The following is a 26,902-nucleotide window of genomic DNA, read 5'->3' on the forward strand; positions in this document are numbered from 1 at the left end:
GTACAACTGTGTTGGTTAAAAAAGGATCGGCATGGCGGTGAATATAAGGAGTAGCAAACTATGAAAAAAGTAATTTTAACAGGAGACCGCCCTACAGGACGTCTTCATGTGGGACATTATGTGGGCTCTTTATCTGAGCGTGTAAAGCTTCAGAATTCCGGAAATTATGACGAGATTTATATTATGATCGCGGATGCCCAGGCGCTTACTGATAACGCAGAGCACCCGGAGAAGGTTCGTCAGAATATTATCCAGGTAGCACTTGATTATCTGGCTTGCGGGATTGATCCGGAGAAATCCACAATTTTCATCCAGTCTATGGTTCCGGAGCTTACAGAGCTTACCTTCTATTATATGAATCTGGTTACAGTGGCCCGTGTTCAGCGTAACCCTACTGTGAAATCTGAGATCCAGATGCGTAATTTCGAAGCCAGCATTCCGGTTGGATTCTTCTGCTATCCGATCAGCCAGGCAGCAGATATCACGGCTTTCCGCGCAACAGCAGTTCCGGTTGGCGAGGATCAGCTTCCTATGCTGGAGCAGTGCAAAGAGATCGTACACAAGTTTAACACAGTATATGGTGAGACGCTTACAGAGCCAGAGATCGTACTTCCTTCCAACAAGGCGTGCCTGCGTCTGCCAGGTATTGACGGTAAGGCAAAAATGAGTAAATCTCTTGGAAACTGCATTTATCTTTCCGATGAGGCAGATGAGGTTAAGAAGAAGGTTATGTCCATGTTCACGGATCCGAATCATCTTCGTGTTCAGGATCCGGGAAATGTTGATGGCAACCCGGTATTTATTTATCTGGATGCTTTCTGCAAACCAGAATACTTCCCGGAATTTCTTCCGGATTATCAGAACCTGGACGAGCTGAAAGACCATTATAAGAGAGGCGGACTTGGAGATGTTAAGGTTAAGAAGTTCCTGAACAACGTTCTCCAGGCTGAGCTTGGCCCGATCCGCGAGCGCCGTAAAATGTGGGAGCAGCGCATTCCGGATGTCTATGACATTTTAAGAGAGGGCAGTAAGGTGGCTGAGGCAAAGGCTGCTGAGACTCTGAGGGATGTAAAGGCTTCTATGAAAATTAATTATTTTGATGATGATAGTTTGATTCAGTAAAATATGTGAATTTTAAGTTGACATTTCGTTGGTTATGGCATATCCTAATAGTAGCTAAGGATTAGAGCAATAGTCCATCGAAAGCAAACGAAAACCCCGGAGGTGTGCGAGACTTCCGGGGTTTTCTATTCCGTTTATGTAGGTGGCTTATGCCTTAGGCTGTTATGCTGCCTATTTGTCTTTTCTGTCCAGCCATTTGTAAATGCAGTAGCTAATTACATTTACTGCGACAGGGACAAGGATTAGAGCAATAATATTATCCATCGAATTCACCTCCTTTCTGCTGGAGGCTCGGCAGCTTTTGTAGTATAACATAAGGGCAGATAATTAGAAATAGCGTATAATAAATTTGGACATATAAAAAATATTGCATGTAAAGAAAAAACACTTGACACACACCACAAAATACGGTATGATACCCAAGGTGATAACGAATGGAAAAGTTTGTGGAACGTACTTTGCTCTATGATTTTTACGGAGAGCTTCTTACGAAGAGACAGCAGCAGATCTACGAGAGTGTAGTTCTGGAGGATTATTCTTTAAGTGAGGTTGCAGAGGAACTGAATATCAGCCGTCAGGGCGTACATGATATGATCAGACGCTGTGACAAGGCACTGGAAGGATATGAAGAGAAGCTGCATCTGGTGGAGAAGTTTGTGAATATCCGGGGACAGGTACAGAAGATACATGAGCTTGCATCCGGATATCACGCTGATGATATTGAGGCAATATCCAATGTGATTTTAGAGGAGTTATAATTCATGGCATTTGAAAGCTTAACAGATAAACTTCAGAATGTATTCAAGAAGCTGAGAAGCAAAGGCCGTCTGACCGAAGAGGATGTTAAGATTGCTCTTAAAGAAGTTAAGATGGCACTCCTTGAAGCAGACGTTAACTTCAGAGTCGTGAAACAGTTCACGAAATCTGTACAGGAACGTGCAGTTGGACAGGACGTTATGAACGGACTGAACCCAGGCCAGATGGTCATCAAGATTGTAAATGAAGAGCTGGTTAATCTTATGGGAAGCGAGACTACGGAGCTTCCGATCAAGCCTGGCAATGATCTGACTGTCATTATGATGGCAGGTCTTCAGGGAGCTGGTAAGACCACTACAGCAGCCAAGCTTGCAGGTAAGATCAAGTCTAAAGGTAAGAAACCTCTTCTGGTAGCCTGTGACGTTTACAGACCCGCAGCGATCACTCAGCTGCAGGTAAACGGTGAGAAACAAGGCGTGGAAGTCTTTACCATGGGTGATAAACAGAGCCCGGTAGACATAGCCAAGGCAGCTGTTGCACATGCCAAGGCGAATCAGCAGAATGTAGTGATCATTGATACAGCAGGTCGTCTTCATGTCGATGAGGATATGATGCAGGAGCTTGCTGATATTAAGTCTAATATTGAGGTAGATGCTACAGTCCTTGTAGTAGATGCCATGACCGGACAGGATGCAGTCAATGTAGCCCAGACTTTTGCAGAGAAGGTTGGAATTGATGGAGTGATCCTGACCAAGATGGATGGTGATACCCGTGGTGGTGCAGCTCTTTCCATCAAGTCCGTAACTGGCAAGCCAATCCTGTATGTAGGTATGGGAGAGAAGTTATCCGATCTGGAACAGTTTTATCCGGAGAGAATGGCATCCCGTATCCTTGGTATGGGAGATGTAATGAGCCTGATCGAGAAGGCAGAAGCAGCTGTAGATCAAGAAGCAGCCCAGGAGATGTCCAAGAAGCTGAAGAAGATGGATTTTGATTTCAATGACTATCTTACCAGCCTTGAACAGATGAATAAGATGGGCGGAATCTCCAGTATCCTGAACATGCTCCCAGGTGTGGGAAGCAAGATGAAAGATGTGGAGAGCATGATCGATGAGAAAGCAATGGACAGAACCAAGTCCATTATTCTTTCCATGACCCCACAGGAGCGTTCCAATCCGGGAATCCTGAACCTTTCCCGTAAGAACAGAATTGCCAGAGGCGCAGGTGTGGAGGTTGCAGAAGTCAATCGCCTTGTGAAGCAGTTTGAGCAGAGCAAGAAGATGATGAAGCAGATGCCGGGTCTCATGGGCGGCGGCAAAATGGGTGGTAAAAGAGGCGGCTTTAAGCTCCCTTTTTAACATAAAATAATTAAATTAACTAATAAAGAGAAAGTAAATTGGAGGAAAATTAAAATGGCAGTTAAGATCAGATTAAGAAGAATGGGACAGAAGAAAGCACCTTACTATAGAATCGTTGTTGCAGATTCCCGCAGCAAACGTGATGGAAGATGTATCGAAGAGATCGGAACATATGATCCGAACCAGGAGCCAAGTGTATGCAAGGTTGACGAAGAAGCAGCTAAGAAATGGCTTGCAAACGGTGCTCAGCCTACAGAGGTTGTTGCTAAGATCCTCAAACAGGCCGGAATCGAGAAATAATTTAAGGAGTATCTTAGAGGTTGCCAGAATGGTTCAGACTGCACAGTATTTTCTGTGAAAGTCGTGAACTGTAACCGGCAATTTTCAGGGGGTATTTCTGTGACGTCCAGATGAGGGCATTTTTGAATATGCTCCGGGGCGGGATCAGGGAGGTGTGTAATGAAAGAATTAGTAGAAGTAATTGCAAAATCTCTTGTTGAAAATCCGGACGAAGTAGTCGTTACCGAAACAGAAAAGGATGACGCTGTTGTTATCGAACTGAAGGTAGGACCATCTGATATGGGTAAGGTGATCGGACGTCAGGGCAGAATCGCCAAGGCCATCCGTACCGTAGTAAAAGCGGCTTCTTCCAAAAGCAGCAAAAAAGTGATTGTAGATATTCTGCAATGATAAGCAAGATATATGGATGCAGGAGCTGTGGAGACATGGCTCCTGTTTTTACTTATGAAAGTCCTGGACGGCAGACATATTCGTTTTTTGTAGAGGAGTTTTGAATGGAAGATTTATTAAAGGTTGGAGTAATTACCACCACTCATGGCGTGCGGGGAGAAGTAAAAGTATTCCCTACCACAGATCCGGAGCGTTTCCTGGATCTTGAATACGTGATTCTGGATGCTGGCAGAGAGATGAAAAAGCTGGAAATCCGTAACGTGAAATTTTTTAAGAATCTTGTGATCCTGAAATTTGACGGGATTGATAATATAAATGATATTGAAATGTACAAAGGCAGAGACCTGTGGGTTCCCAGAGAAGAAGCCCAGGAACTGGATGAAGATGAATATTACATCGGCGACCTGATTGGCATGGAAGTGGTTCTGGAGGACAACACCCATTTCGGAACCCTGAAAGATGTTATGGAGACAGGAGCCAATGATGTTTACGTAGTAGAGCTTCCTGATCATCAGGAAGTACTTCTCCCGGCAATCAGGGAATGCATCCTTGATGTTGACCTGGAGGAGAATGTGATGACGGTACATTTGATGAAAGGACTTTTGTAAATGAAATTCCATGTTTTGACCCTTTTTCCGGAAATGATCCGGAATGGAATGAACACCAGCATTACAGGACGTGCCATTAATGCAGGAATCCTTTCTGTGGAGGCCATAAATATCCGCGACTATGCTTTTAACAAGCACCAGAAAGTAGATGATTATACTTACGGCGGCGGTGCTGGAATGCTGATGCAGGCAGAACCGGTTTACCTGGCTTATGAAGCGATTGCCGAGAAAGCAGGGAAGCGTCCTCGTGTAGTTTATCTTACTCCGCAGGGACAGGTGTTTAATCAGCAGATGGCAAGAGACATGGCGAAAGAGAAAGACCTGGTTTTCCTTTGCGGTCACTATGAGGGAATTGATGAGCGTGTTCTGGAAGAAATTGTGACGGATTATGTGTCTATCGGAGATTATGTGCTTACAGGCGGCGAGCTTCCGGCCATGGTTATGATGGACTCTATTTCCCGCATGGTTCCAGGTGTGCTCAGCAATCAGGAGTCTGGCGAGACCGAGTCCTTTGCAGGAAATCTTCTGGAATATCCCCAGTACAGCCGCCCGGAAGAGTGGCATGGTAAAAAGGTTCCGGAGGTTCTTATGTCCGGTCATCATGCAAATATAGAGAAGTGGCGCAGAGAGCAGTCTATCATTCGTACAGCCAGAAGGCGCCCGGATCTGCTGAAAAAGGCAGATCTCACCAACAAAGAATGGAATTTTGTGCGGCAGCTGAAAAAGCAGTGGAAAGAGGAGGAATCCAAAGATGAGAACATCTGATTTTTACTATGAGCTCCCTCAGGAGCTGATCGCCCAGGATCCGCTGGAGGACAGAAGTTCTTCCAGACTTATGCATCTTTCTATGGCAGATGGCAGTATTGAGCATCGCCATTTCAGGGATATACTGGACTATCTGAATGAAGGTGATACTTTGGTTATCAATGATACCAAGGTTATTCCGGCAAGGCTTTACGGTCACAAGGAAGAGACTGGCGCAGTGATCGAAATCCTTCTTCTGAAAAGAAGAGAGAACGATATCTGGGAATGCCTGGTAAAGCCTGGCAAAAAGGCTCGTCCAGGTGCCAAAATCACATTTGGTGATGGCATTTTAGAGGGCGAGATCATCGACGTGGTGGACGAAGGCAACCGTCTGATCCAGTTCCATTATGAAGGCATTTTTGAGGAGATTTTGGATCAGCTGGGAGAGATGCCGCTGCCGCCATATATCACTCATAAATTAAAGGATAAGAATCGCTACCAGACTGTTTATGCAAAGAATGAGGGTTCCGCAGCAGCTCCTACAGCAGGTCTGCATTTCACCAAAGAACTTCTGGAACAGGTGAAAGCCAAGGGCGTAAATATTGCCCATGTAACGCTTCACGTAGGTCTTGGAACTTTCCGCCCGGTTAAAGTAGATGATGTAGAACAGCATCACATGCATTCTGAATTTTACATTGTGGAAGAAGACCAGGCGAAGCTGATCAACGATACCAAGAAAAATGGCGGCCGTGTGATCGCAGTTGGAACTACCAGCTGCCGTACACTGGAGTCTGCAACTGGTGAGGATGGTGTTCTGAAGTCTGGAAGCGGCTGGACAGAGATTTTTATTTATCCAGGCTATAAATTTAAGATGATCGACGGTCTGATCACCAACTTCCATCTGCCGGAATCCACACTGGTTATGCTGGTGTCTGCACTGGCTGGAAAAGAGAATATTCTGCATGCCTATGAGGTTGCAGTGCAGGAGAAGTATCGGTTCTTTTCATTTGGGGATGCGATGCTGATATTATAATCAAAAAATACCCCCGGAGCTTTCGCTCTGGGGGTGCTGAATAACATATTTTTTCTATTCGATCCAGGAACTTCTTTCCTGGATTTTTTCCATAATTCTGGTCTTTTCATCCCCTTCAGCAGGTGTTGGCTGGTAATTGTTATAGCCGTAAGCGGAGGAGATGGAACATGGGATGATATTTGTTACATTATCTGTTTTTACGCCGTCGTTTGAGATGGTAAAGGTCTGCTGGAAAATCATACTGTCCATGTCACTTGGGGCGCTGTTTCCGCCGAAGCAGAAGTTTCCAAGGCTGTATACAATATTCTTTCCTTTATATTCTTCAATTCCCTGAAGTACATGAGGATGATGTCCACACACAAGATCAGCGCCAAGGTCAATGGCAAGATGTCCAAGTGTGGTCTGATTGGAGTCTGGAACGGTTTCTTTTTCATTTCCCCAGTGGAAGATAACGATGATCAGTTCTGCACCATCCTCTTTTACCTTTGCAATGTTGTCTTTCAGCTGCTGTTCACGCTCCAGATGATCGTATAACTCATAGATTCCCACAAGACCTACTTTTACCCCTTTTATATCCATTACGGCCGTCTCATCATAGCCGAAATGAACAATTCCCTGGGCATCCAGGGCGTCCATGGTATCCTGAAAGCTCTGCTCGCCGTAATCATGGCTGTGGTTGTTAGCTGTGTTCACTGCTTCCACAGAACTGCTGGAGTAAATTCCTGCAAAAGATGCGGGTGCTTTGAATGCGAAGGTTTTATCCTCGCGGCTGCTGCTGTCTGTGAAGGTTCCTTCATTGTTGGCGATAGTCAGGTCATCTGCTTCAAAAATGCTCTTTACATTCTGTAAAAAGTATTCTTTTCCATAATTTTCAAAATATGCATTCAGGCTGGTACTGTAATCGAAGGCTTCATCTGTACCAAGGGTACAGTCTCCCACAACGCTTATAGTAAGGGTGACTGGGGTGTCGTGCTTCGATTTTGTTGAAACAGTATCGCTGCTTTCGGAATCAGAAGATGAATCTGAGCTGTCACTGGAAGATTCTGTAGTCTGCTTAGCTCCATCGGCAAATGAAGAATCGTTCTTTTCGCTGTCAGAAGAAAGAGCAGAACCAGTTGTATTTTCGTCGGTTGCGTTGTTTATATTCGAAGAGTTTACACTCTTTGTCTTTCCTGCACATCCCCGGACGATCAGGAGCAGTACCACCAGCAGCAGGACACCACCTGCGGTCATACAGATCTGCCGGATTTTTTTCTGGCGCCGGCGGTAATATTTGGATTTTTTGTATAAATTCTTTTTCTTTTGCATACGTCTGTCCTCATATGGCTTTTGTATATGATGTCGCCGACAGGCGACGTGTTTGTTCCGTATAAACATTGAGGCAAAAATCCATAGGTCATGTTTTGAGTGAATAGCCCTGTGAACTTTTGCCTTTGATTTACATTACAATAATATTTATCTGAAGAATTTATCGTAATAACCCATCACGAAAATCAACAGTACAATAAGCGGCAGTACATAGGTAAGATATGGACGTGCCCACTTCGGGAATTTAATGCCGTTTCCTGTATCCGCTTCTTTGATGAAATTGTCCCATCCCCATCCGTAGCGGGTTACGCAGAACAGCAGGTAAACTAGGCTTCCAAGCGGAAGCAGGTTATTGGAGATGATGAAGTCCTCCAGATCCTGGATGGTGCTTCCTGCGCCCAGTGGCTGAAATCCGCTCCATACGTTGAAACCAAGTACGCATGGCATGGATAAAACAAAGATTGCAATTCCGTTTACCAGAACTGCCTTCTTACGGCTCCAGCCCCACAGATCCATGGCAAAGCTTAAGATATTCTCAAATACTGCAATGACGGTGGAGAGAGCTGCGAATGTCATAAAGATGAAGAACAGTGCACCCCAGAAACGACCGCCCATCATCTGGTTAAACATGTTCGGCAGTGTTACGAATACAAGTCCAACACCCTGTGTAGGGCTTACATTGTAAGCAAAGCATGCCGGGAAAATAATAAGTCCGGCCATTAGTGCCACGAAAGTATCCAGAATACCAATCTGGATGGATTCGCCCATAAGGCTGCGGTCTTTGTCGATATAACTTCCAAAGATTGCCATTGCGCCGATCCCAAGGCTCAAGGTGAAGAATGCCTGTCCCATAGCGGCATAAATACCGGAAAGCAGTCCGTTCTCTTTCAGACGGCCAAAATCCGGGAGAAGATAGAACTTAATACCCTCGATGGCGCCTGGAAGCGTACAGCTCTTAACGCAAAGAACTACCATAATAGTAAGAAGACATACCATCATAACCTTTGTGATACGTTCAACACCTTTCTGCAGTCCCATGCAGCAGGTACCAAAACCGAATGCAGTTACGATTACCATCCAGAAGGTCATTTCTCCAGGATTGGAGAGCATGGTGTTAAATACGTTTCCTACCGCTTCTGTATCAAGACCTGTGAAGGTGCCGCTTGCTATTTTAAAGAAGTAAGCCAGCATCCAGCCGCCTACAGTGGTGTAAAACATCATCAGCATATAGTTGCCAAGCATGGCTCCATAGCTGTAAAGGTGCCATTTGGTGCCCTTTGGCTCAAGGAGATGGAAGCTTCTGGCAGCGGACTTGCGGCTTGCGCGTCCGACAGCAAATTCCATAACCATAATAGGCAGTCCAAGAATTACAAGGAACAGAAGATAGATCAGTACAAATGCTGCGCCGCCGTACTGTCCTGTTATATAAGGGAAGCGCCATACATTGCCGATTCCAATGGCGCAGCCGGCTGAAATGAGAATAAATCCAAGCCGGGATGAAAACTTTTCACGTTCTTTCATGTTGATTTCCTTCCTTTTTTCTATGTATGAATTCTGTGAAAAAGTATGGGACAAAAGTCTTTTTTACAGAAGAGCACACCTTTTAACAGTATAAGAATAAAATGGGTTTTCGTCAATAAATATCTTGAAAAAGAAGGGGGAAATGCTAAAATATATAGGATGTACTTAAGGAGTGCCTGAGAGTCAGCTGTTTCGCGCCTATGGCGCTCCCGCAGCTGCCGACCGCATTCGTAATCCGGGCCATCGCCCTACTTACTCATACGGTCTAGCCCGTTCGATATCCAAGAGTTCGCTCGTGCAAGCATGGCTCATTTTTGGCTACCGTACGGGATTTTCATAATAAAATAGTAAATAAGAAGGGAAAACGACATGTTATATATAGGAAATCATACTTCATCATCTAAAGGCTACGCAGCCATGGGACGCCAGATTGTAAAAAATGGCGGCAACACGTTTGCATTTTTTACCAGAAATCCAAGAGGAGGGAATGCCAAAGCTATTGACCCTGCAGATGTGGCGAAGTTTCAGGAGATTGCCAGGGAGCATGAATTCGGCAAAATCGTGGCGCATGCGCCTTATACCTTAAATGCCTGCGCGGCCAAAGAAAATCTGCGGGATTTTGCCAGAAATACTTTTTCGGATGATCTGAAACGCATGGAAGCCACACCAGGAAATTATTATAATTTCCATCCAGGCAGCCATGTGGGACAGGGAATAGAGGTTGGAATTCAGAAGATTGCAGAAGTGCTGAATGCAGTTCTTACTGAAGAACAGACCACTACAGTTCTTCTTGAAACCATGGCTGGAAAAGGCTCTGAGGTGGGAAGCCATTTCCAGGAGCTTCGTGCCATCATGGACCTTGTAGAAAAACGCGATAAACTTGGAATCTGCCTGGATACCTGCCATGTGTGGGATGGTGGCTACGATATTGTAAACGACCTGGACGGTGTCATAACTGAATTCGACCGCATCATCGGTCTCGACCACTTAAAAGCCATCCACCTAAACGACAGCCTCAATCCTCTTGGCAGTCACAAAGACCGCCACGCCAGAATCGGGGAAGGCCAGATTGGTCTTGATGCCCTTGTCCGTGTCATCCGGCACCCGGCATTGGAGGGAAAGCCTTTTATTCTGGAAACGCCTAATGATGATGAGGGTTGGACAAGAGAAATTGCACTTCTTAGGGAAAGATATTCAGAATAAATTGCTATTTAGTGTGTTGAAAGTTGTTCAAGGCGGACGCACTCGGACAATGGTGATTGCTCACTCGCCGGCGCAACGCTCCAGCGAACTAACTGCTAACTGCGACTAAATCGTTCAGGAAAGCCTTCACGATTAAGTCTCCGTAAGCAGTGGATTTCGCCTACGCTAAAACCGCGCCTGAAATGGCTCGCTGGAGCAATCACCATTGCCCGAATGCTGTGTACTGGCTAGGACTTATTTGTACATAGGAACTTTCAACAGGTGGGGAGGGTGAGTGACTGGCTTCCATATACTATATCGGAAACGAAAGTTTATGGAAATCTTGCCGGAAATTAGCGGCTTTTACAATTTCTATGAAGTATTTGCACATTTTTAGGGCTGTTTTGCAAACAAAGAACTTGACATATTATTATATGTGTCTTCGATACCTCATTTAGATGGTTGGTACTTCGCAGCTTTATTGTTTTTATCTAATCCATCATTGCCAAGAAAGTATCGGAAAACCAATCACTCCCCCTCTTCCTCGTTAAAAGTTCCTAAATAGAATCAGTCCCAGCCGACACACAGCATTTGGGCAATGTGTATTACTCCAGCGAGCCATTTCAGGCGCGTTCTTAGCGCAGATGAAATCCAGCGCTTACGGAGACTTATGCGTGAGGGCTCTCCCGAACGCATTAGTCGCAGTTAGCGATTAGTTCATCGGAGCGTTGCGCCGGCGAGTGAGTAATACACATTGTCCAAATGCGTCCCTCCTGAAAACTTTTCACCCTCCCAACACACTAAATAGCAAAACGGTGTTTCAATACCTATGCATTGAAACACCGTATTTTCTATAGTGATTTATGAATTATGAGAGAACCTCGTTCTTCAGCTCATCTCCATTGATATAAGCCTGCGCATTCTCCATAGTTGTCTCTGCAATATTGGTGAGCGCTTCTTCTGTAAAGAATCCCTGATGGGAGGTCATGGTTACGTTCGGGAAGGAGAGAAGCCTCTGGATCAAGGAAGTCTGCATGATGCTCTCAGACAGATCTTCGAATACGTAATCAGATTCCTCCTCATAAACATCCAGACCAACTGCGAAGAACTTGTGGTCACGGATACCGGAAATCAGATCCTCCGTCTTGATAAGACCGCCACGGGAAGTGTTTACAAGGATAACTCCGTCCTTCATCTGGGCAATTGTCTTTTCGTTGATAATATGTTTGGTTTCGTCAGTAAGCGGGCAGTGCAGGCTGATCAGATCACTGGTAGCCAGCAACTCATCAAGAGAAACGTATTCCAGGAAGTCAAGATTCTTGTTTGGGAAAAGATCATATGCAATGACCCGCATTCCAAATCCCTTGCAGATTCTTGCCATAGCCTGACCAATCTTACCAGTACCGATAATACCGGCTGTTTTCTTGTAAAGGTTCACGCCCATAAGACCGCTTAAAGTAAAGTTGTTCTCACGGCATTTGATGTAAGCCTTGTGAGTGTGACGGTTAGCTGTAAGCGCCAGCGCCATTGCGTGCTCAGCAACAGCCTCGGGAGAGTAACCTGGTACACGCAGAACTTTCATGCCATATTTGTGGGCTGTCTTAAGATCCACGTTATTGTAACCAGCGCAGCGCATAAGGATCAGTTTTACACCCTGCTGATGTAATTCTTCAATAACAGGAGCGCCAAGGTCTGCATTTACAAAAGCACAGATGGCTTCATAACCTTTTGCAAGAGAAGCGGTCTCCTCATGGATATTTGCTTCAATAAATTTAATCTTAATATCTGGAAATTCAGGTAAAAGTTTTTCAAAAAACTGCTCGTCATAATTTTTGGTTCCGTAAAATAAAATTTTCATTATTTCTGGCTCCTTTCTTGTGGCAGCCGCTCTTTTGTCTGGGCTGTTCACCTTCGCTTTGTTTGTTTTAGTGTTCCTCAACTTACAGTGGGATTATACGTTATTTTTTTGAAGAAAAAAAGAGGAAAACGGAAAGTTTTTTAACTTCGTCGAAATCGTTAAAAGAATATCAATATAGAAATGAGATTAAAACGAATTTTAAAATTGCACAGAAATTAATACATGGTAAAATGTGCAATATGTATATTTAAAAAGAAAATACAAGCATATAATCTGGCAAAGTATGACAGTTACACTAAACTAACATTGACTATTATTTAACATAAAATAATAGGAATGCACATCTAAAAAGGCAAAAAACAGGAACCTAAATGGAAAAATGGTTATTGCTCACTCCGTTCACAGTAACGAAAAATGTTCTCATTTAAGTTCCTGCGGTTCAGATTATTCTCCTAACCGATACAGATCCTCATAAAATTCCGGATAAGAAATCTTCACACAATCTCCACCCTTAATAGAGAGCGGTCCATCACAGAGCAGTCCTGCAACAGCGAAAGACATAGCCACTCTGTGGTCCAGGTAAGAGTCAATCTCTGCGCCGTGAAGCGGCTTGCCTCCATGTATGATCATTCCGTCCTCTGTAGGTGTAATGTCCGCACCCATGCGGGAAAGATTCTCTGCCATAACCAGAATACGGTCTGATTCTTTTACTTTAAGTTCTTTTGCATCCTTGATCACAGTAGTTCCCTCTGCGAAAGCCGCCATAACTGCAATCATCGGAATCTCATCAATAAGCGTCGGGATAATTTCTCCGCCAACAGTTGTACCATGAAGAGAACTGGCGCGGACAAGAAGGTCAGCAGTAGGTTCTCCATCCATATTAACATTTAGCAGGGTAATGTCTGCGCCCATGTCCTTACACACACGGAGCAGTCCGTCTCTTGTGGGATTGATTCCCACATTCTTCAGAAGAATCTCACTGCCTGGCACCAGAAGTCCGGCAGCGATGAAATAAGCAGCAGAAGAAATATCCCCAGGTACTGTAATTTCTCTGGCAAAAAGAGATGGTTCCGGAGCAATGGAAGCGGTAGTTCCCTCAGAAGTTACCCGAGCTCCAAAATAGTTTAACATGATTTCTGTATGGTTCCTGGAAAGAACCGGTTCGGTGACGCTGGTAATTCCGTCAGAATACATTCCTGCCAGAAGTACACAGGATTTTACCTGAGCAGAAGCAACTGGGGAATCATAGTGAATGGCCTTCAGAGGATGACCTGTGATCCGAAGAGGAACACAGTTATTTCCCTTTATGCTTGCAATATCAGCGCCCATGGAAAGGAGAGGCGTCATGATCCGTTTCATGGGACGGCTCTGGATAGAGTCATCGCCGGTAAGCTCCGATACAAAATTTTGTCCTGCAAGAATACCGGAAATCAGGCGGGTAGTTGTGCCACTGTTTCCGACATCCAGAATATCAACAGGGGCAGATAATCCGTGGAGTCCTTTTCCATGAACCAGGATTTCTCCGCTGTTATTCTCAATATCAATGCCCATTTTGCGGAAACAGGAGATGGTGGAAAGGCAGTCAGCTCCTTCCAGAAAATGGGTGATCTTTGTGGTTCCTTTGGCAAGGGAACCGAACATGACGGCACGGTGGGAGATGGATTTGTCGCCTGGGACTGTAAGTTCTCCGTGGAGATTTGTAAGTTTTTTTATTTCCATAATAATCGTTCCTTAAATATAAAGTTTCATACAGTAAAAACGGGTATCGGCTATATTACTTATAAAGAATTAGACGAGTCAATATGGCGGTTACTTCGTATTTGCTGTATTGATACAGAGTTTGTATGAAAAATTAATTGTGATGTATCCAATAAACAACTGCCGGTGCGCTGGTTATCGCTCATAAACAATATAATTGCGCTTTTTCAAAAGTGCAATGGCCTTTTCCATAGCGTCTTCTTCATAAAATTCGATTTTCAGAACACCCTGCTCAAATTCACGGTTGTGGATAATTCCGATGTTCTTAATGCTGATCTTATCCATGGCAAGGATGGTGGCAATGGTAGCGATTCCGCCGGCTTCATCTGCAATATCCAGATAAAGCACATAAGCCTTGCGGATAGGACCATTATCCACAACATCAATGGAATCACGGTAATCCCTGGAGCTTGCAAACATCTGATAAATAGCATCTGCCTCCTTACCATCTGTAGCACAGTTGTCTACAGAACAGCGGATCTGGATCAGCATGCGGATGTAGTCGTCCAGAACATTGGAAATGTTCTCATGGTTTTCCATGCAGATCTGCTGCCACATAACAGGAGAAGAAGAGGCAATCCTTGTAATATCGCGGAAACCGCCTGCTGCGATGGTCTTCATGTATTCGGCATCGTTGTCCAGAGTTTTTACCAGATTTACAAGGGCGGAAGCAATAATATGGGGCAGATGGCTTACACCTGCTGTAATAAAATCATGTTCTTCAGCTGTAAGCACCATAGGGATAGCACCAAGAGAACTGATCAGCTCTGTAAAATCTGAAATATATTCCAGTCCCACTTCCCCGCCAGGGGTAAGAATATAGTATGCATTTTCCAGAATGCGCTCGTTGGAATGGTCAAAACCGGTTTTCTCAGAACCGGCCATAGGGTGACCGCCGATAAAGCAGTCTGTCATTCCCAGCTCATCCACTTTCTGATGGATGATTCCCTTTACACTTCCCACATCTGTGATAATGCAGCCTGGCTGGCGGATCTCTTTCAGATATGCAAGGCACTCCAGGTTGATCTCTACCGGAGCACATAAAAATACATAATCACAGGATCCAAAGCGTGGATCCTTCATTTCCTCACAGACACCATCTATAATGCCGGTGCTGATGGCGGAGGCAAGTGCTTCCTTACTGCGGTTATAGGCCAGAATGTGGTAATCCGGATGGTACTTCCGGATGGCCTTGGCGATAGAGCCGCCAATCAGACCGAGACCGATAAAACCGATTGTCTTCATAATATAATGTCGTTTCCTTTCCTTCGTTAAAGTGAAAAATTATCTTATGATATTGTACGAGATTCCTCGCAAATTGTCAATTCCTACAGAAATGACAAAATAATCTAAACTTTTTTGAAAAAAGACCGTCAAAATCCCAGAAAATACTTGAAATTCTTCTGAATATTTAGTAAAATATGAACATATTAGACAAACAGGGAGGTATTACATATGGACGTTTTTAGAACTGACCGAATCAGAAATGTAGTGCTGTTAGGACACGGCGGTGCTGGAAAGACAACTCTGGCAGAAGCAATGGCATATCTTGCCGGCTTGACCAACCGTTTAGGCCGTGTAGAAGATGGCAATACAGTCAGTGATTATGATAAAGAAGAAATCAAACGACATTTCTCTATCACTACATCTCTGATTCCGGTCCCGTGGCAGAAGAACAAGGTAAACATTCTGGACACTCCCGGATATTTTGACTTCGTAGGAGAAGTTGAGGAAGCTGTCAGTGCTGCAGACGCAGCAATCATCGTAGTATCAGGTAAGGCAGGGGTACAGGTTGGTACCCAGAAGGCATGGAATCTCTGCGAGAAGTATAAACTTCCGCGAATGATTTTCGTTACCGATATGGACGTGGACGATGTAAGTTACCGTAAGGTAGTAGATCAGCTTACTGAGCTTTATGGCAAGAAGATTGCCCCGCTGCATTTCCCGATCCGTGAGGATGGCAAGTTCGTGGGATATGTTAACGTTGTGAAGCAGGCCGGAAGAAAATATATCGACAAGGGACAGAAGGAAGAGTGCGAGATTCCTTCTTATCTGGATGAGTACCTTGAGAAGTATCATGATATCCTGATGGAATCTGTAGCAGAGACCAGCGAGGAATTCATGGATCGTTATTTTGAGGGAGACGAGTTCTCCGTTACAGAAGTTTCCGCAGCACTTGCCGCCAATGTACAGGATGCAAGCATTGTTCCGGTATGCATGGGATCCCCGATCAATCTTCGCGGCGTATCCAACCTTCTGGACGACATCTGCGGATATTTCCCAAGCCCGGACAAACGTTCCTGCAACGGTATTTCCCAGAAGACCAACGAGATTTTTGAAGCAAATTACGATTTCGCCAAAGCAAAATCAGCATATGTATGGAAATCCATCGTGGATCCATTCCTTGGCAAGTATTCCCTGATCAAGGTTTGCTCCGGTGTTATCAAATCTGATGATACCCTTCTCAATGTTGAGAAAGGCACAGAAGAGCGTCTTAACAAATTATATGTTCTTCAGGGTTCCAAGCCTATCGAAGTTCCAGAGCTCCATGCAGGTGATATCGGTGCAATTGCCAAATTAGTCAGTGTTCAGACTGGTGACAGCCTTGCCACCAAGGCGAATCCGGTTCTTTATCCGAAAGCAATTCTTTCCACACCTTATACCTATAAGAGATTTAAGGCTGTGAACAAGGGCGATGAGGATAAGATTTCCCAGGCTCTTGCCAAGATCATGAGCGAAGACAGGACTGTTCGTGTTGAGAACGATGGTGCTAACCGTCAGAGTCTGATCTATGGTATGGGCGATCAGCATCTTGATGTTATTGTCAGCATGCTGAAAGAGCGTTATAAAGTTGATGTAGAGCTTTCCAAACCGAAGGTTCCATTCCGTGAGACCATCCGCAAGAATTCTGACGTAGAAGGCAAACATAAGAAACAGTCCGGCGGACATGGACAGTATGGACATGTTAAGATGCGTTTTGAGCCGTCTGGCGATATGGAGACTCCATACGTATTTGAGCAGGTTGTTGTTGGTGGTGCAGTTCCGAAGAACTACTTCCCGGCAGTCGAGAAGGGCCTTCAGGAATGTGTTCAGAAAGGACCTCTTGCAGCATATCCGGTAGTTGGTGTAAAGGCTACTCTTTATGATGGATCTTATCATCCGGTAGATTCCTCAGAGATGGCGTTTAAGATGGCTACCATCCTTGCATTCAAGAAAGGCTTCATGGATGCTTCTCCGGTACTGTTAGAGCCAATCGTTTCCATGAAGGTTACAGTTCCGGATAAATATACAGGTGACGTTATGGGCGATCTGAATAAGCGCCGCGGCCGTGTTCTTGGAATGAATCCGGATCATAACGGAAATACCATTATTGAAGCTGACGTTCCTCTTCTTGAGATTTATGGATATTCCACAGATCTTCGTTCCATGACTGGTGGAAGTGGTGACTTCTCCTACGAGTTTGCCCGCTATGAGCAGGCTCCTGGTGATATCCAGCAGAAAGAGATCGAAGCAAGGGCAAGTAAGGTTGACGCTGCTGATGAATAAGTAGTATAATGAGACGGAGAATTTCTTGAAGAAGTTCTCCGTCTTTTATGATGGAAGTTCATATGAGGAAAGAAGGAGGAATATTATGAACAGAAAAGGAATCAAAAAGATTATGCTGTTTTTACTTGCTTTTATGCTTGTATTTCCGGTTTATTCATTTGGAAAAGCAGAGGCGGTTCAGGCAGCAGCATTAAAAGCACCGAAGCTTTCCAAGGTGGTACGTGTAAACAAAAGTGTTAAAATTACCTGGAAAAAGAGTAAAGGCGCTTCCGGCTACTATGTTATGCGTAAGACAGAAAATAGTTCCTGGAAAAAAATCAAAACTGTGAAAGGCGGTTCCAAAACATCTTACACAGATAAAAAAGTGAAGAGTGGAACTACATACTGCTACACAGTAAAAGCCTACAAAGGAAAGAAAGTAAGTTCCTATAACAAAAAAGGACTGAAAATTGTTTATGAGGTGCCAACCACAACGAAACCGGATACTGCCGGCGGAAATACCACGGCAACAGGTTCCACTGTTGCAAATACAGCTTCCGAATATACCATTGAAACGGATATGGTACTTTCTGGTTCCGGTTCCGGTTACCATGCGAAGCTGGTTGCCTGCACGGCGACCTCTGCAGTAAGCTTTGGTATCCAGTATGACAAGCATGCAAGAGCTCCCTATACAGGTAAGGCATGGTTCATGATCGAGAATGTAGCCCACAATGGTGCAGGCGGTCAGAACTATATCTGGGTTCAGGAAGCGGCCAGAGATAAGACTTACCATGTAATGCTGACTGTGAAAAAAGACGGAACCTGCAGCTGCTACATCAACGGCAAACTTGCCAAAACAGTTAAAAACAGCAGTCTTGCAAACACAACTGTCTATCTTCGCGTAGAGGGTTCTGCAAGATTAAACGGAGATTCTGTAAATGCCACATTCAGCAATATTGAATTGAAGGCTGACGGCAAATATTATGCAGATAAGATCTGGCGTACGCATGACTTCACAACCAATAAGGGAATCAAGGCAGATGCTTCCGGATATGCGGCTTCCAAGCGAGTAACAATCAAGGGAAAAGTAAAAGGACTGGCAAGTGGTCAGGACTGGGATAGTGCATACGAGCAGGTATCCGGAATCATTCAGTTTGTGAACTGATAGATTGAAATGTAACAGAATGCATAAATCCTTCATATATGGTGATGCCGCCGACAGGTGACACGTCTGTTTAGTAAAGGAAATAAAAACAGCATTCAGACAGAAGTATAAAAAATATATTCTGTCTGGATGCTGTTTTGCTTATAAAATAATAATCTTAGTATAGCATTTACAGGATCTTAGTTGTCCATTTACTGCAGTCCCACACCTGTGAAACCACATCCTGATAAAATTCCGGCTCATGGCAGATGAGAAGCACACTTCCGCGGTATTCCTTTAGTGCCTCCTTCAGAGCCTCTTTTGCATCCACATCCAGGTGGTTGGTAGGCTCGTCAAGAAGAAGGACATTTGTCTCTTTGTTTACCAGCTTGCAAAGGCGGACCTTGGCCTGCTCACCGCCGGAAAGCACACGGACCTGACTCTCAATATGCTTGGTGGTGAGACCACATTTTGCAAGTGCGGAGCGTACTTCATACTGGGTATAAGACGGGAATTCTGCCCAGATCTCATCAATACAGGTGGTTTTGTTGTCACCTTTTACTTCCTGCTCAAAATATCCGATCTGCAGATTGTCCCCTAATTCCCTGGTTCCCTTTAATGATGGGATCAGACCAAGAATACTTTTCAGAAGTGTGGTTTTTCCAATTCCGTTGGCACCTACAAGCGCGATTTTCTGGCCTCTTTCCATGGAAAGGGTGAGAGGGCGGGAAAGGGGTTCGTTATATCCGATCACAAGATCCTTTGTCTCGAAGATGTATTTGCCTGGGGTGCGTCCCTGTTTGAAATGAAACTCCGGTTTTGGTTTCTCGGCAGCCAGTTCGATCACGTCCATTTTGTCTAGCTTTTTCTGGCGGGACATTGCCATATTTCTGGTGGAAACCCGGGCCTTGTTTCTGGCAACGAAATCCTTCAGTTCGCTGATTTCCTGCTGCTGGCGGCGATAAGCCGCCTCTAACTGAGCTTTTTTCACTTCATAGACTTCCAGGAAGTGGTTATAATCGCCTACATAACGGTTCAGCTCCTGATTTTCCATATGATAAACGATATTGATCACATCATTGAGAAACGGAATATCATGGGAAATAAGGATAAAAGCATTCTCATATTCCTGAAGATAGCGTTTCAGCCATGCAATGTGCTCTTCATCCAGATAGTTGGTGGGCTCATCCAGAAGAAGAATATCTGGTTTCTCCAGAAGCAGCTTGGCAAGGAGCACCTTAGTACGCTGCCCGCCGCTGAGATCTGTGACATCACGGTCAAGTCCAAGATCCAGAAGACCAAGTGCCCGGGCAACCTCTTCTACCTTGGAATCAATTACGTAGAAGTCGTGCATGGTCAGGGTATCCTGGATAGTTCCCAGTTCCTCCATAAGAGCTTCCATTTCTTCCGGGGAGGCTTCGCCAAGGGAATCGCAGATAGTATTCATTCGTTCTTCCAGTTCAAAAAGCCAGGAAAAAGCAGATTTCAGCACGTCGCGGATAGTCATGCCAGGAGCGAGGACAGAATGCTGGTCCAGATAACCTACACGGACATTTTTTGCCCACTGGATCCTGCCCTCATCTGGCATCAGTTTATCAGTTACAATATTGAAGAAGGTGGATTTTCCCTCTCCGTTGGCGCCTACCAGGCCAATATGTTCTCCTTTTAAAAGGCGGAAGGAAACATCATGGAAAATGGCTCTGTCACCAAAGCCGTGGGTAAGGTGTTCAACATTTAAAATACTCATAGATAACTCCTGTTCTTAAATCAGAGCGTGTTTGAAACAGGCTCCGGTGTATATAGATAGCAGCTTGCGGTTTGCAGAGCAGCCGTTTTGCAAATTCAGAGCTGTATGCAAAATGCAAAGAGGGAAAAACTGTTACAATCAGGATAACTGCTGGATTCCTGCAATATCTGGTGAAGCCATCAGAGAATAGTTTGTATAATAAACTACAAATCCCGGTTTGGCTCCAGCCGGCTTTTTCACATTCTTTTTCTGGAGATAATCAATCTCTACCTTTGGTGCAGTGCGTCCCTTGGAATAAAAGGCTGCAAGATTTCCTGCTTCTTCAAAGGTGCGGTCCGGAAGTGTGCCGTCTTTTGTCTTTACCACAACATGGGAGCCCGGCATCTTTTTGGCATGGAACCACCAGTCATTTCCTGTGGCAAATTTAAAGGTCAGCTCATCATTCTGGTAGTTGTTTTTTCCTACATAAATATCGTAGCCATCACTGGAAACATAATGGAAGGGTTTGGATTTCACCTGCATTTTGGCACCTTTTTTATTTCCGTAGTGGCGCTTCACATAGCCGTATTCCATAAGCTCTTCCTTGATCTGGGAAAGGTCGCTCTCCTCAGCGGCAATGTCCAGGGCATTGGAGATGGATTCCAGATGTTCGATCTCGCTGGTGGTATCTGCAATCTGAACCTCCAGAGCTTCCTGGGTACGCTTCAGCTTGCCGTAACGATCGAAATACTTCTTGGAATTCTCCTGGGGGGTCAGGGTAGGATCAAGAGGAATGGTGATTTCTTCTCCATTATAATAGTTCACAGCCTTAAAGGATTTACAGCCTTCTTCCAGACCGTAGCCGTAGGTGTTGATCAATTCGCCGTAAACCTTGTATTTGTCCTTTTTCTCAGTGTCTTTCATCTGCTTCTGCTGAAGGCTTAATTTTTTGCGGTTGCGGTCAAGGGCAGTCTGGACGATCTTTCGGAGATCCGCAGATTTCTGACGGATACGGGTGATCACGTCGCGGGAGGCATAATAGGTTTCCAGCATCTCTGACACAGATTCAAAGGTACGGGTGGTGAAGCCTTCTCCATATTGGGAAAAAGGAAGAACACCGTATTCAACCGGCTCGTCCCCTTTGAAAACAATAACCGGGGTAAATTCTTCCTCACGGATCTGTCCCATTAAACGGGTGAATTCTGTATAAAGCTGCTCTCTGGTATTCCCATCTAATGTCTGGACATCGTCATTTCCATCAATGGAAGCGCGATAGCAAAGTTCCTGAGCCATTACCGGGCTGAAACCGGTAAGCGTCTGATAGAGAGCTTTGGAGACAGCATTGGATCTGCCGCATACTTTTTCCATGAAATCCTCTCTGGAAATGGTAAGAGGATCCAGCTTGTCCTGAGTGTGGGGGATGAAATAAGGACGTCCTGGCAGAACTTCACGTACAGAACTTACGTTGCAGGATACGTGTTTGATACTATCCAGGATCATATTATTATCATCACAGAAGATAATGTTGCTGTGCTTTCCCATCAGTTCCATAATGAGAACCTTATGGCATACATCACCAAGTTCGTTCAGGTGCTCCAGCTCAAATTCTACAACACGCTCCAGACCAGGCTGGCGTATCGCAGTGATCCTGGCGCTTCCGATGTGCTTGCGGAGAAGCATGCAAAAATTAGGTGCAGTCAAAGGGCTGATCCGGTTTTTGCCTGTAAAATAGATCAGAGGCAGGGAGGCGCTGGCGGAGAGAAGCAGACGCTTCTGACCATTTGCACCTTTTCCGGTGATCAGCAGTTCGTCACTTTCCGGCTGGGCAATTTTGTTAATGCGTCCCCCGGAGAGATTTTTATTTAATTCAGAAACCATTGCAGCAATGGTAATTCCGTCAAAAGCCATAAAAAACTCCTTTCTGCTGACAGGTTACCGATCGTTCCGTGACCAGTAATCTGTAACATGCAGACTTTATTATAACAGCAAAAAAAGGATTTGACTAGGGTTTTAGAATGAACTATAATAAATCTGTATGCGTAGGCAGCTGTGATCAGTAGCATGCGTAAAGTTATTGCTTGAATATCAGAGACGATTCTGTTATGCGGAATGGTACTCTTTTCAGACAGTATTCGGAATAAAAATAAAGAAAGAGATTACTATGATAAAAAGTATGACCGGCTTTGGAAGGGCCGAGGTGATTACAAAAGAGCGGAAAATCACCGTTGAGTTAAAATCCGTCAATCACAGATATCTGGATCTGAGTATCAAAATGCCAAGGAAGCTGGTTTTCCTTGAGGGCGCGATCCGGAATCTTATGAAGACCTATATGCAGCGTGGTAAAGTGGATGTGTTTATCACATATGAGGACTACACCTTAAGCTGTGGCGCACTGAAGTATAATAAGGAGCTTGCAGGAGAATATCTTGCATATATCCGTCAGATGGCAGAGGAATTTGGCCTTGAGAACGATGTGAAGGCAGGAGCTCTTTCCCGTTATCCGGACGTGCTGACTATGGAGGAGCAGTCTGTAGATGAGGACGCATTATGGGCAGTTCTGGAAGCACCGCTTCGTGAGGCCTGCGAGAAATTTGCCCAGTCCCGTGCAAGAGAGGGAGAGAATCTGAAGAACGACCTGATCGCCAAGCTGGATGCTCTTGATGAGAAGGTAAGTCAGGTAGAAGCCCGCTCTCCGGAGGTTGTGGATTCTTACAGAGAGAAGCTGGAAGCCAAGGTTCATGAGCTTCTGGAGGATTCTCAGATCGAAGATTCCCGTATTGCAGCAGAAGTTGTCCTGTTCTCCGACAAGATCTGCAACGATGAGGAGACTGTTCGTCTCCACAGCCATATCCAGGGAATGAAGAAGATGCTGGAGGAGAAGGAAGGCATCGGACGCAAGCTCGATTTTATGGCACAGGAGATGAACCGTGAGGCAAATACCATTTTGTCGAAATCAAGTGATCTGATTATTTCCAATATAGCGATTGATCTGAAGACAGAGATTGAGAAGATCAGAGAACAGGTTCAGAATGTGGAGTAACCTAGTACATCGTTTTCGAAATAACTATACCACTCACTTGTCTGTGAATCCGATTGCACAGGTATAAAAGCCTCGGCGTAGCCCGCTACGCCTGCGTTTTTATACCTGCACACTCGAATCCACATCCTACGTGATTGGTATAGTTATTTACGAAGCGATGTACTAGAGAATTAAAGACGTAAGCTTTCCTTATTGACAGAAGGGTGAAAACATGGCAAAATTAATCAATATCGGATTCGGCAATGTGGTGAATTCCCAGAAAATCGTAGCTGTGGTAAACCCGGATGCCGCTCCGGTGAAACGAATGGTTCAGAGTGTGAAAGGTTCCAATTCCCTTGTGGATGCCACTCAGGGAAGAAAGACCAAGTCCGTGATCGTTACTTCAGACCACATTCTGATATTATCTGCGATCCAGCCGGACACGATCGCCCGCAGATTTGCAGAAGTTATAGAAAATAAGGGAGAGGGCCATGAGTAGAGGAGTTTTGGCAGTTGTTTCCGGATTTTCCGGAGCAGGAAAAGGCACCATTATGAAAAGCCTGATGGCGAAGTACGACAATTACGCATTGTCTGTATCTGCCACCACAAGAAACCCCAGACCAGGGGAAGAAGACGGAAGAGAATACTTTTTCCGCACAAAAGAAGAATTTGAGGAAATGATCCGTCAGGATCAGCTGATCGAATATGCCCGGTACGTGGAGAATTACTACGGCACACCTAAGGCTTATGTGGAGGAGCAGTTGTCAGCAGGCCGGGATGTGATCCTGGAGATCGAGATTCAGGGAGCCCGCAAGATCAAGAAGAAATTCCCGGAAGCTGTGCTGGTATTTGTAACAGCGCCCTCCATGGAGGAACTGAAAGAGCGTCTTGTTGGAAGAGGCACTGAGACTGCGGAAGTGATCCACCAGCGTCTTGCAAGAGCTGCACAGGAGGCAGAAGGAGTTGACGAGTACGACTATCTGCTGGTGAATGACCAGCTGGAGGATGCTGTAGACAGGCTTCATAATATTATTCAGAGCGAACATTTCGCCATGAGGCGAAACCTTGGTTTTATCCATGAGATCCAGGCACAGGCAGCAAAGTTTGTGGAAGAATAATCCAAATAAAGAGCAGATGAAACTGCCATAAAATGAAATATCGATTTGCAACTTTATTCACGAAAATACAGCTTGAAGCTGCGAATCTTTATAAAAATTATAACAATAATCACAATTTTTGAAAGGAGTATATATATGATCCATCCATCTTATTCTGAGTTAATCGAAGCAATCAATACCAACAATGAGGACGACGATGAGAGCATGGTGCTCAACAGCCGTTATTCCCTGATTCTTGCTACAAGCAAGCGTGCGCGTCAGCTGATCGGCGGTGCAAAGCCGTTGGCAGATAATGTTAAAGGCAAGAAACCTCTTTCTATCGCAATTGACGAGTTATATCACGGAAAGGTTAAGATCCTTCCAGGTAAACATGAGGAAGAGGATTTAGCAGAGATCGCAGGACATTCTGCAGAGGAGATTGCTGCTGAAGAACCTGCAGCTGCAGTTGATCCTGCTGAGTCTGAGGAGAGTGCAGAATAATATGAAATTACTGTTCATTTCCCTTGGATGTGATAAGAATCTGGTAGATTCTGAGGAAATGCTTGGAATGCTTGCTGCAGACGGACATGAGATCGTTGATGATGAGGACGAAGCAGAGGTCATTATTGTCAATACCTGCTGTTTTATCGGTGATGCCAAAGAAGAAAGTGTAAATACCATTCTTGAAATGGCAGAGAAGAAAAAGGCAGGTACCTGCAAGGTGCTGATCGTTACCGGCTGCATGGCACAGCGTTACAAGAAAGAAATTTCAGAGGAAATACCTGAAGTGGATGCTATTCTTGGTACAACCTCTTACGGCGATATCAGCAAGGCTGTAAAGGAAGCCCAGGCAGGCAGACACTTTGAAGAGTACAAGAGCATTGATTTTCTTCCGGATATTTCCGGTAAGCGTATGTTGACCACAGGTGGACATTTTGCATATCTGAAAATTGCAGAAGGCTGTGACAAGCATTGTACCTACTGTATTATCCCAAGACTCCGGGGCGGCTACAGAAGCGTGCCTATGGAGCAGCTCGTAAAAGAAGCCCGGTCTCTTGCTGAAAAAGGGGTGAAAGAGCTGATTCTGGTTGCCCAGGAGACTACTGTATATGGTAAGGACATCTATGGAAAGAAATCTCTTCATGTCCTTTTAAAGGAGCTTTGCAAAATAAAGGGAATCCGCTGGATCCGTATTTTGTACTGTTACCCGGAAGAGATTTATGATGAGCTGATTCAGACTATGAAGGAAGAGAAGAAGATCTGTCATTATCTGGATCTTCCGATCCAGCATGCAAGTGACCGTGTGCTGAAACGCATGGGCCGCCGTACCACCAAGCAGGAGCTGGTGGATATTATTGGCAGGCTGCGCCGGGAGATCCCGGATATTTTCCTTCGTACAACCTTGATCAGTGGTTTTCCTGGAGAGACACAGGAAGACCACGAAGAACTGATGGAGTTTGTGGATGAGATCGAGTTTGACCGCCTTGGTGTTTTCCCATACTCTGCTGAGGAGGATACCCCGGCAGCCACTATGGAAGATCAGATTCCGGAGGAGGTCAAGGAAGCCAGACGCGATGAGATCATGGAACTTCAGCAGGAAATTTCTCTTGAAAAGGGTGAGAGCCGCGTTGGTCAGGTGCTGACTGTTATGATCGAGGGCAAAGTATCTGGAGAGAGTGCGTACATTGGACGTACTTACGGAGATGCGCCGAAGGTCGATGGATATATTTTTGTACAGACCGGCGAACTTCTCATGACAGGAGATTTTGCGAGAGTCCGGGTTACCGGAGCTCTGGAGTACGATTTGATAGGAGAGCTGGAAGATGAATACACCGAATAAACTGACTATTGCCAGAATGATCCTGGTACCGTTTTTTGTATTATTTATTCTGACTGGCTGGGGCGGAGATGCCAACCGCTATATCTGCCTTGCTATTTTTGTAGTGGCAAGTATTACGGACTGGTTTGACGGTCATCTTGCCCGCAAGAATAATCTGGTTACCAATTTTGGTAAATTCATGGATCCTCTTGCTGACAAGCTTCTTGTTTGTTCTGCACTGATCTGCATGATCGAGCTTGACCGCCTGCCGGCATGGTTCGTGATCATTATCATTGCAAGAGAATTTATTATCAGTGGCTTCAGACTGATCGCTGCCGAGAACGGCGTTGTCATCGCTGCAAACTACTGGGGCAAATTTAAAACTGCATCCCAGATGGTCATGATCATTCTTCTGATCCTGAACTTTGGGGGAGTTTTTGAAATACTGACACAGATTTTTGTATGGGCATCACTTGCTCTGACGGTGATCTCTCTGATCACTTATATTGTGCAGAATAAGAATGTAATTTCCATGCAGGAATAAAATAGCTGCTGCCCGCGAAACGTTTTTGCGTGCAGAGAGTGAGAATATCTGAATGTAAATCAGCCAGCATCTTTGTGAGCAGAGATGTTG

24 protein-coding genes are annotated in these 26,902 nt (G+C 44.9%); 17 read left to right on the forward strand and 7 right to left on the reverse strand.

Annotated features, from left to right (window positions below; translation table 11 throughout):
* Nucleotides 1-60 precede the first annotated feature (60 nt).
* From trpS to queA, 8 genes are all read left to right on the forward strand, one after another.
* Complete coding sequence (trpS, locus tag ABHC48_RS03530; protein ID WP_173771378.1) at nucleotides 61-1,122, forward strand: tryptophan--tRNA ligase; 1,062 nt, start codon at nucleotides 61-63, stop codon at nucleotides 1,120-1,122.
* A 434-nt stretch (nucleotides 1,123-1,556) separates the two neighbouring features.
* Nucleotides 1,557-1,880: a YlxM family DNA-binding protein gene (gene ylxM, locus ABHC48_RS03535; RefSeq protein ID WP_118578857.1), complete on the forward strand. Its 324-nt coding sequence runs from the start codon at nucleotides 1,557-1,559 to the stop codon at nucleotides 1,878-1,880.
* A gap of 3 nt (nucleotides 1,881-1,883) precedes the next feature.
* Nucleotides 1,884-3,236 (forward strand): signal recognition particle protein, encoded by a 1,353-nt coding sequence (gene ffh, locus ABHC48_RS03540; protein ID WP_187566484.1) that lies wholly within the window; start codon nucleotides 1,884-1,886, stop codon nucleotides 3,234-3,236.
* A 54-nt stretch (nucleotides 3,237-3,290) separates the two neighbouring features.
* Nucleotides 3,291-3,536 (forward strand): 30S ribosomal protein S16, encoded by a 246-nt coding sequence (gene rpsP / locus ABHC48_RS03545; protein ID WP_117852013.1) that lies wholly within the window; start codon nucleotides 3,291-3,293, stop codon nucleotides 3,534-3,536.
* 159 nt (nucleotides 3,537-3,695) lie between these two features.
* Nucleotides 3,696-3,926, forward strand: a complete 231-nt coding sequence (locus ABHC48_RS03550) for a KH domain-containing protein (protein WP_021926512.1) — start codon at nucleotides 3,696-3,698, stop codon at nucleotides 3,924-3,926.
* A gap of 104 nt (nucleotides 3,927-4,030) precedes the next feature.
* A complete protein-coding gene (gene rimM / locus ABHC48_RS03555; RefSeq protein WP_173771382.1) occupies nucleotides 4,031-4,534 on the forward strand; it encodes a ribosome maturation factor RimM in 504 nt (167 codons plus the stop codon).
* On the forward strand, nucleotides 4,535-5,299 hold the full coding sequence (trmD, locus tag ABHC48_RS03560) for a tRNA (guanosine(37)-N1)-methyltransferase TrmD (protein ID WP_195699236.1): 765 nt from the start codon (nucleotides 4,535-4,537) through the stop codon (nucleotides 5,297-5,299). It abuts the gene before it with no gap.
* Entirely contained in the window at nucleotides 5,286-6,311 is a 1,026-nt protein-coding gene (gene queA, locus ABHC48_RS03565) for a tRNA preQ1(34) S-adenosylmethionine ribosyltransferase-isomerase QueA (protein WP_118578849.1), read from the forward strand. Before trmD ends, queA begins: the two co-directional genes overlap by 14 nt.
* Before the next feature lie 54 nt (nucleotides 6,312-6,365).
* Here the strand turns inward: queA and ABHC48_RS03570 are convergent, their stop codons facing one another.
* Both ABHC48_RS03570 and ABHC48_RS03575 read right to left on the reverse strand, forming a co-directional pair.
* The gene (locus tag ABHC48_RS03570) at nucleotides 6,366-7,619 is read right to left on the reverse strand and encodes a CapA family protein (protein ID WP_195699235.1); all 1,254 of its coding nucleotides are present in this window, start codon (nucleotides 7,617-7,619) and stop codon (nucleotides 6,366-6,368) included.
* Between the two features lie 147 nt (nucleotides 7,620-7,766).
* A complete protein-coding gene (locus ABHC48_RS03575) occupies nucleotides 7,767-9,140 on the reverse strand; it encodes a sodium-dependent transporter (RefSeq protein WP_118578847.1) in 1,374 nt (457 codons plus the stop codon).
* A gap of 369 nt (nucleotides 9,141-9,509) precedes the next feature.
* Between ABHC48_RS03575 and ABHC48_RS03580 the strand changes: the two genes are divergently transcribed.
* Entirely contained in the window at nucleotides 9,510-10,343 is an 834-nt protein-coding gene (locus ABHC48_RS03580; protein WP_195699234.1) for a deoxyribonuclease IV, read from the forward strand.
* Nucleotides 10,344-11,190: 847 nt separating this feature from the next.
* Here ABHC48_RS03580 and ABHC48_RS03585 read toward each other — a convergent pair.
* The 3 genes from ABHC48_RS03585 to ABHC48_RS03595 form a co-directional block, all read right to left on the reverse strand.
* Nucleotides 11,191-12,180: a 2-hydroxyacid dehydrogenase gene (locus ABHC48_RS03585; RefSeq protein WP_118578845.1), complete on the reverse strand. Its 990-nt coding sequence runs from the start codon at nucleotides 12,178-12,180 to the stop codon at nucleotides 11,191-11,193.
* Nucleotides 12,181-12,624: 444 nt separating this feature from the next.
* Nucleotides 12,625-13,899 (reverse strand): 3-phosphoshikimate 1-carboxyvinyltransferase, encoded by a 1,275-nt coding sequence (gene aroA, locus ABHC48_RS03590; protein ID WP_187564788.1) that lies wholly within the window; start codon nucleotides 13,897-13,899, stop codon nucleotides 12,625-12,627.
* Between the two features lie 174 nt (nucleotides 13,900-14,073).
* Entirely contained in the window at nucleotides 14,074-15,183 is a 1,110-nt protein-coding gene (locus ABHC48_RS03595; RefSeq protein WP_173717731.1) for a prephenate dehydrogenase, read from the reverse strand.
* 210 nt (nucleotides 15,184-15,393) lie between these two features.
* Here ABHC48_RS03595 and ABHC48_RS03600 point away from each other — a divergent pair, with 210 nt between their 5' ends.
* Both ABHC48_RS03600 and ABHC48_RS03605 read left to right on the forward strand, forming a co-directional pair.
* Nucleotides 15,394-17,484, forward strand: a complete 2,091-nt coding sequence (locus tag ABHC48_RS03600; RefSeq protein WP_118578841.1) for an elongation factor G — start codon at nucleotides 15,394-15,396, stop codon at nucleotides 17,482-17,484.
* An 85-nt stretch (nucleotides 17,485-17,569) separates the two neighbouring features.
* Nucleotides 17,570-18,628, forward strand: coding sequence for a fibronectin type III domain-containing protein (locus ABHC48_RS03605; RefSeq protein WP_195699233.1), 1,059 nt, complete (start codon nucleotides 17,570-17,572; stop codon nucleotides 18,626-18,628).
* Between the two features lie 169 nt (nucleotides 18,629-18,797).
* Here the strand turns inward: ABHC48_RS03605 and ABHC48_RS03610 are convergent, their stop codons facing one another.
* Both ABHC48_RS03610 and ABHC48_RS03615 read right to left on the reverse strand, forming a co-directional pair.
* On the reverse strand, nucleotides 18,798-20,354 hold the full coding sequence (locus ABHC48_RS03610; protein WP_195699232.1) for an ABC-F family ATP-binding cassette domain-containing protein: 1,557 nt from the start codon (nucleotides 20,352-20,354) through the stop codon (nucleotides 18,798-18,800).
* Nucleotides 20,355-20,492: 138 nt separating this feature from the next.
* A complete protein-coding gene (locus tag ABHC48_RS03615; RefSeq protein ID WP_195699231.1) occupies nucleotides 20,493-22,241 on the reverse strand; it encodes an NFACT RNA binding domain-containing protein in 1,749 nt (582 codons plus the stop codon).
* A 253-nt stretch (nucleotides 22,242-22,494) separates the two neighbouring features.
* On the opposite strand from ABHC48_RS03615, the gene ABHC48_RS03620 reads away from it, so the two are divergent.
* The 6 genes from ABHC48_RS03620 to pgsA all read left to right on the forward strand — a co-directional run bounded on the left by ABHC48_RS03620 (nucleotide 22,495) and on the right by pgsA (nucleotide 26,812).
* Nucleotides 22,495-23,373 (forward strand): YicC/YloC family endoribonuclease, encoded by an 879-nt coding sequence (locus tag ABHC48_RS03620; RefSeq protein ID WP_148461967.1) that lies wholly within the window; start codon nucleotides 22,495-22,497, stop codon nucleotides 23,371-23,373.
* A gap of 211 nt (nucleotides 23,374-23,584) precedes the next feature.
* Nucleotides 23,585-23,851: an extracellular matrix/biofilm biosynthesis regulator RemA family protein gene (locus ABHC48_RS03625; protein WP_118578014.1), complete on the forward strand. Its 267-nt coding sequence runs from the start codon at nucleotides 23,585-23,587 to the stop codon at nucleotides 23,849-23,851.
* Entirely contained in the window at nucleotides 23,844-24,470 is a 627-nt protein-coding gene (gene gmk / locus ABHC48_RS03630) for a guanylate kinase (RefSeq protein ID WP_173772474.1), read from the forward strand. Before ABHC48_RS03625 ends, gmk begins: the two co-directional genes overlap by 8 nt.
* Before the next feature lie 135 nt (nucleotides 24,471-24,605).
* Nucleotides 24,606-24,950: a DNA-directed RNA polymerase subunit omega gene (gene rpoZ, locus ABHC48_RS03635; RefSeq protein ID WP_118578015.1), complete on the forward strand. Its 345-nt coding sequence runs from the start codon at nucleotides 24,606-24,608 to the stop codon at nucleotides 24,948-24,950.
* Between the two features lies 1 nt (nucleotide 24,951).
* Complete coding sequence (rimO, locus tag ABHC48_RS03640) at nucleotides 24,952-26,289, forward strand: 30S ribosomal protein S12 methylthiotransferase RimO (RefSeq protein ID WP_118578016.1); 1,338 nt, start codon at nucleotides 24,952-24,954, stop codon at nucleotides 26,287-26,289.
* A complete protein-coding gene (pgsA, locus tag ABHC48_RS03645) occupies nucleotides 26,273-26,812 on the forward strand; it encodes a CDP-diacylglycerol--glycerol-3-phosphate 3-phosphatidyltransferase (protein ID WP_195699230.1) in 540 nt (179 codons plus the stop codon). Before rimO ends, pgsA begins: the two co-directional genes overlap by 17 nt.
* Nucleotides 26,813-26,902: the final 90 nt, after the last annotated feature.

The organism is Ruminococcus sp. 1001136sp1, assembly GCF_039841815.1.
Lineage (GTDB): Bacteria > Bacillota > Clostridia > Lachnospirales > Lachnospiraceae > Blautia_A > Blautia_A faecis.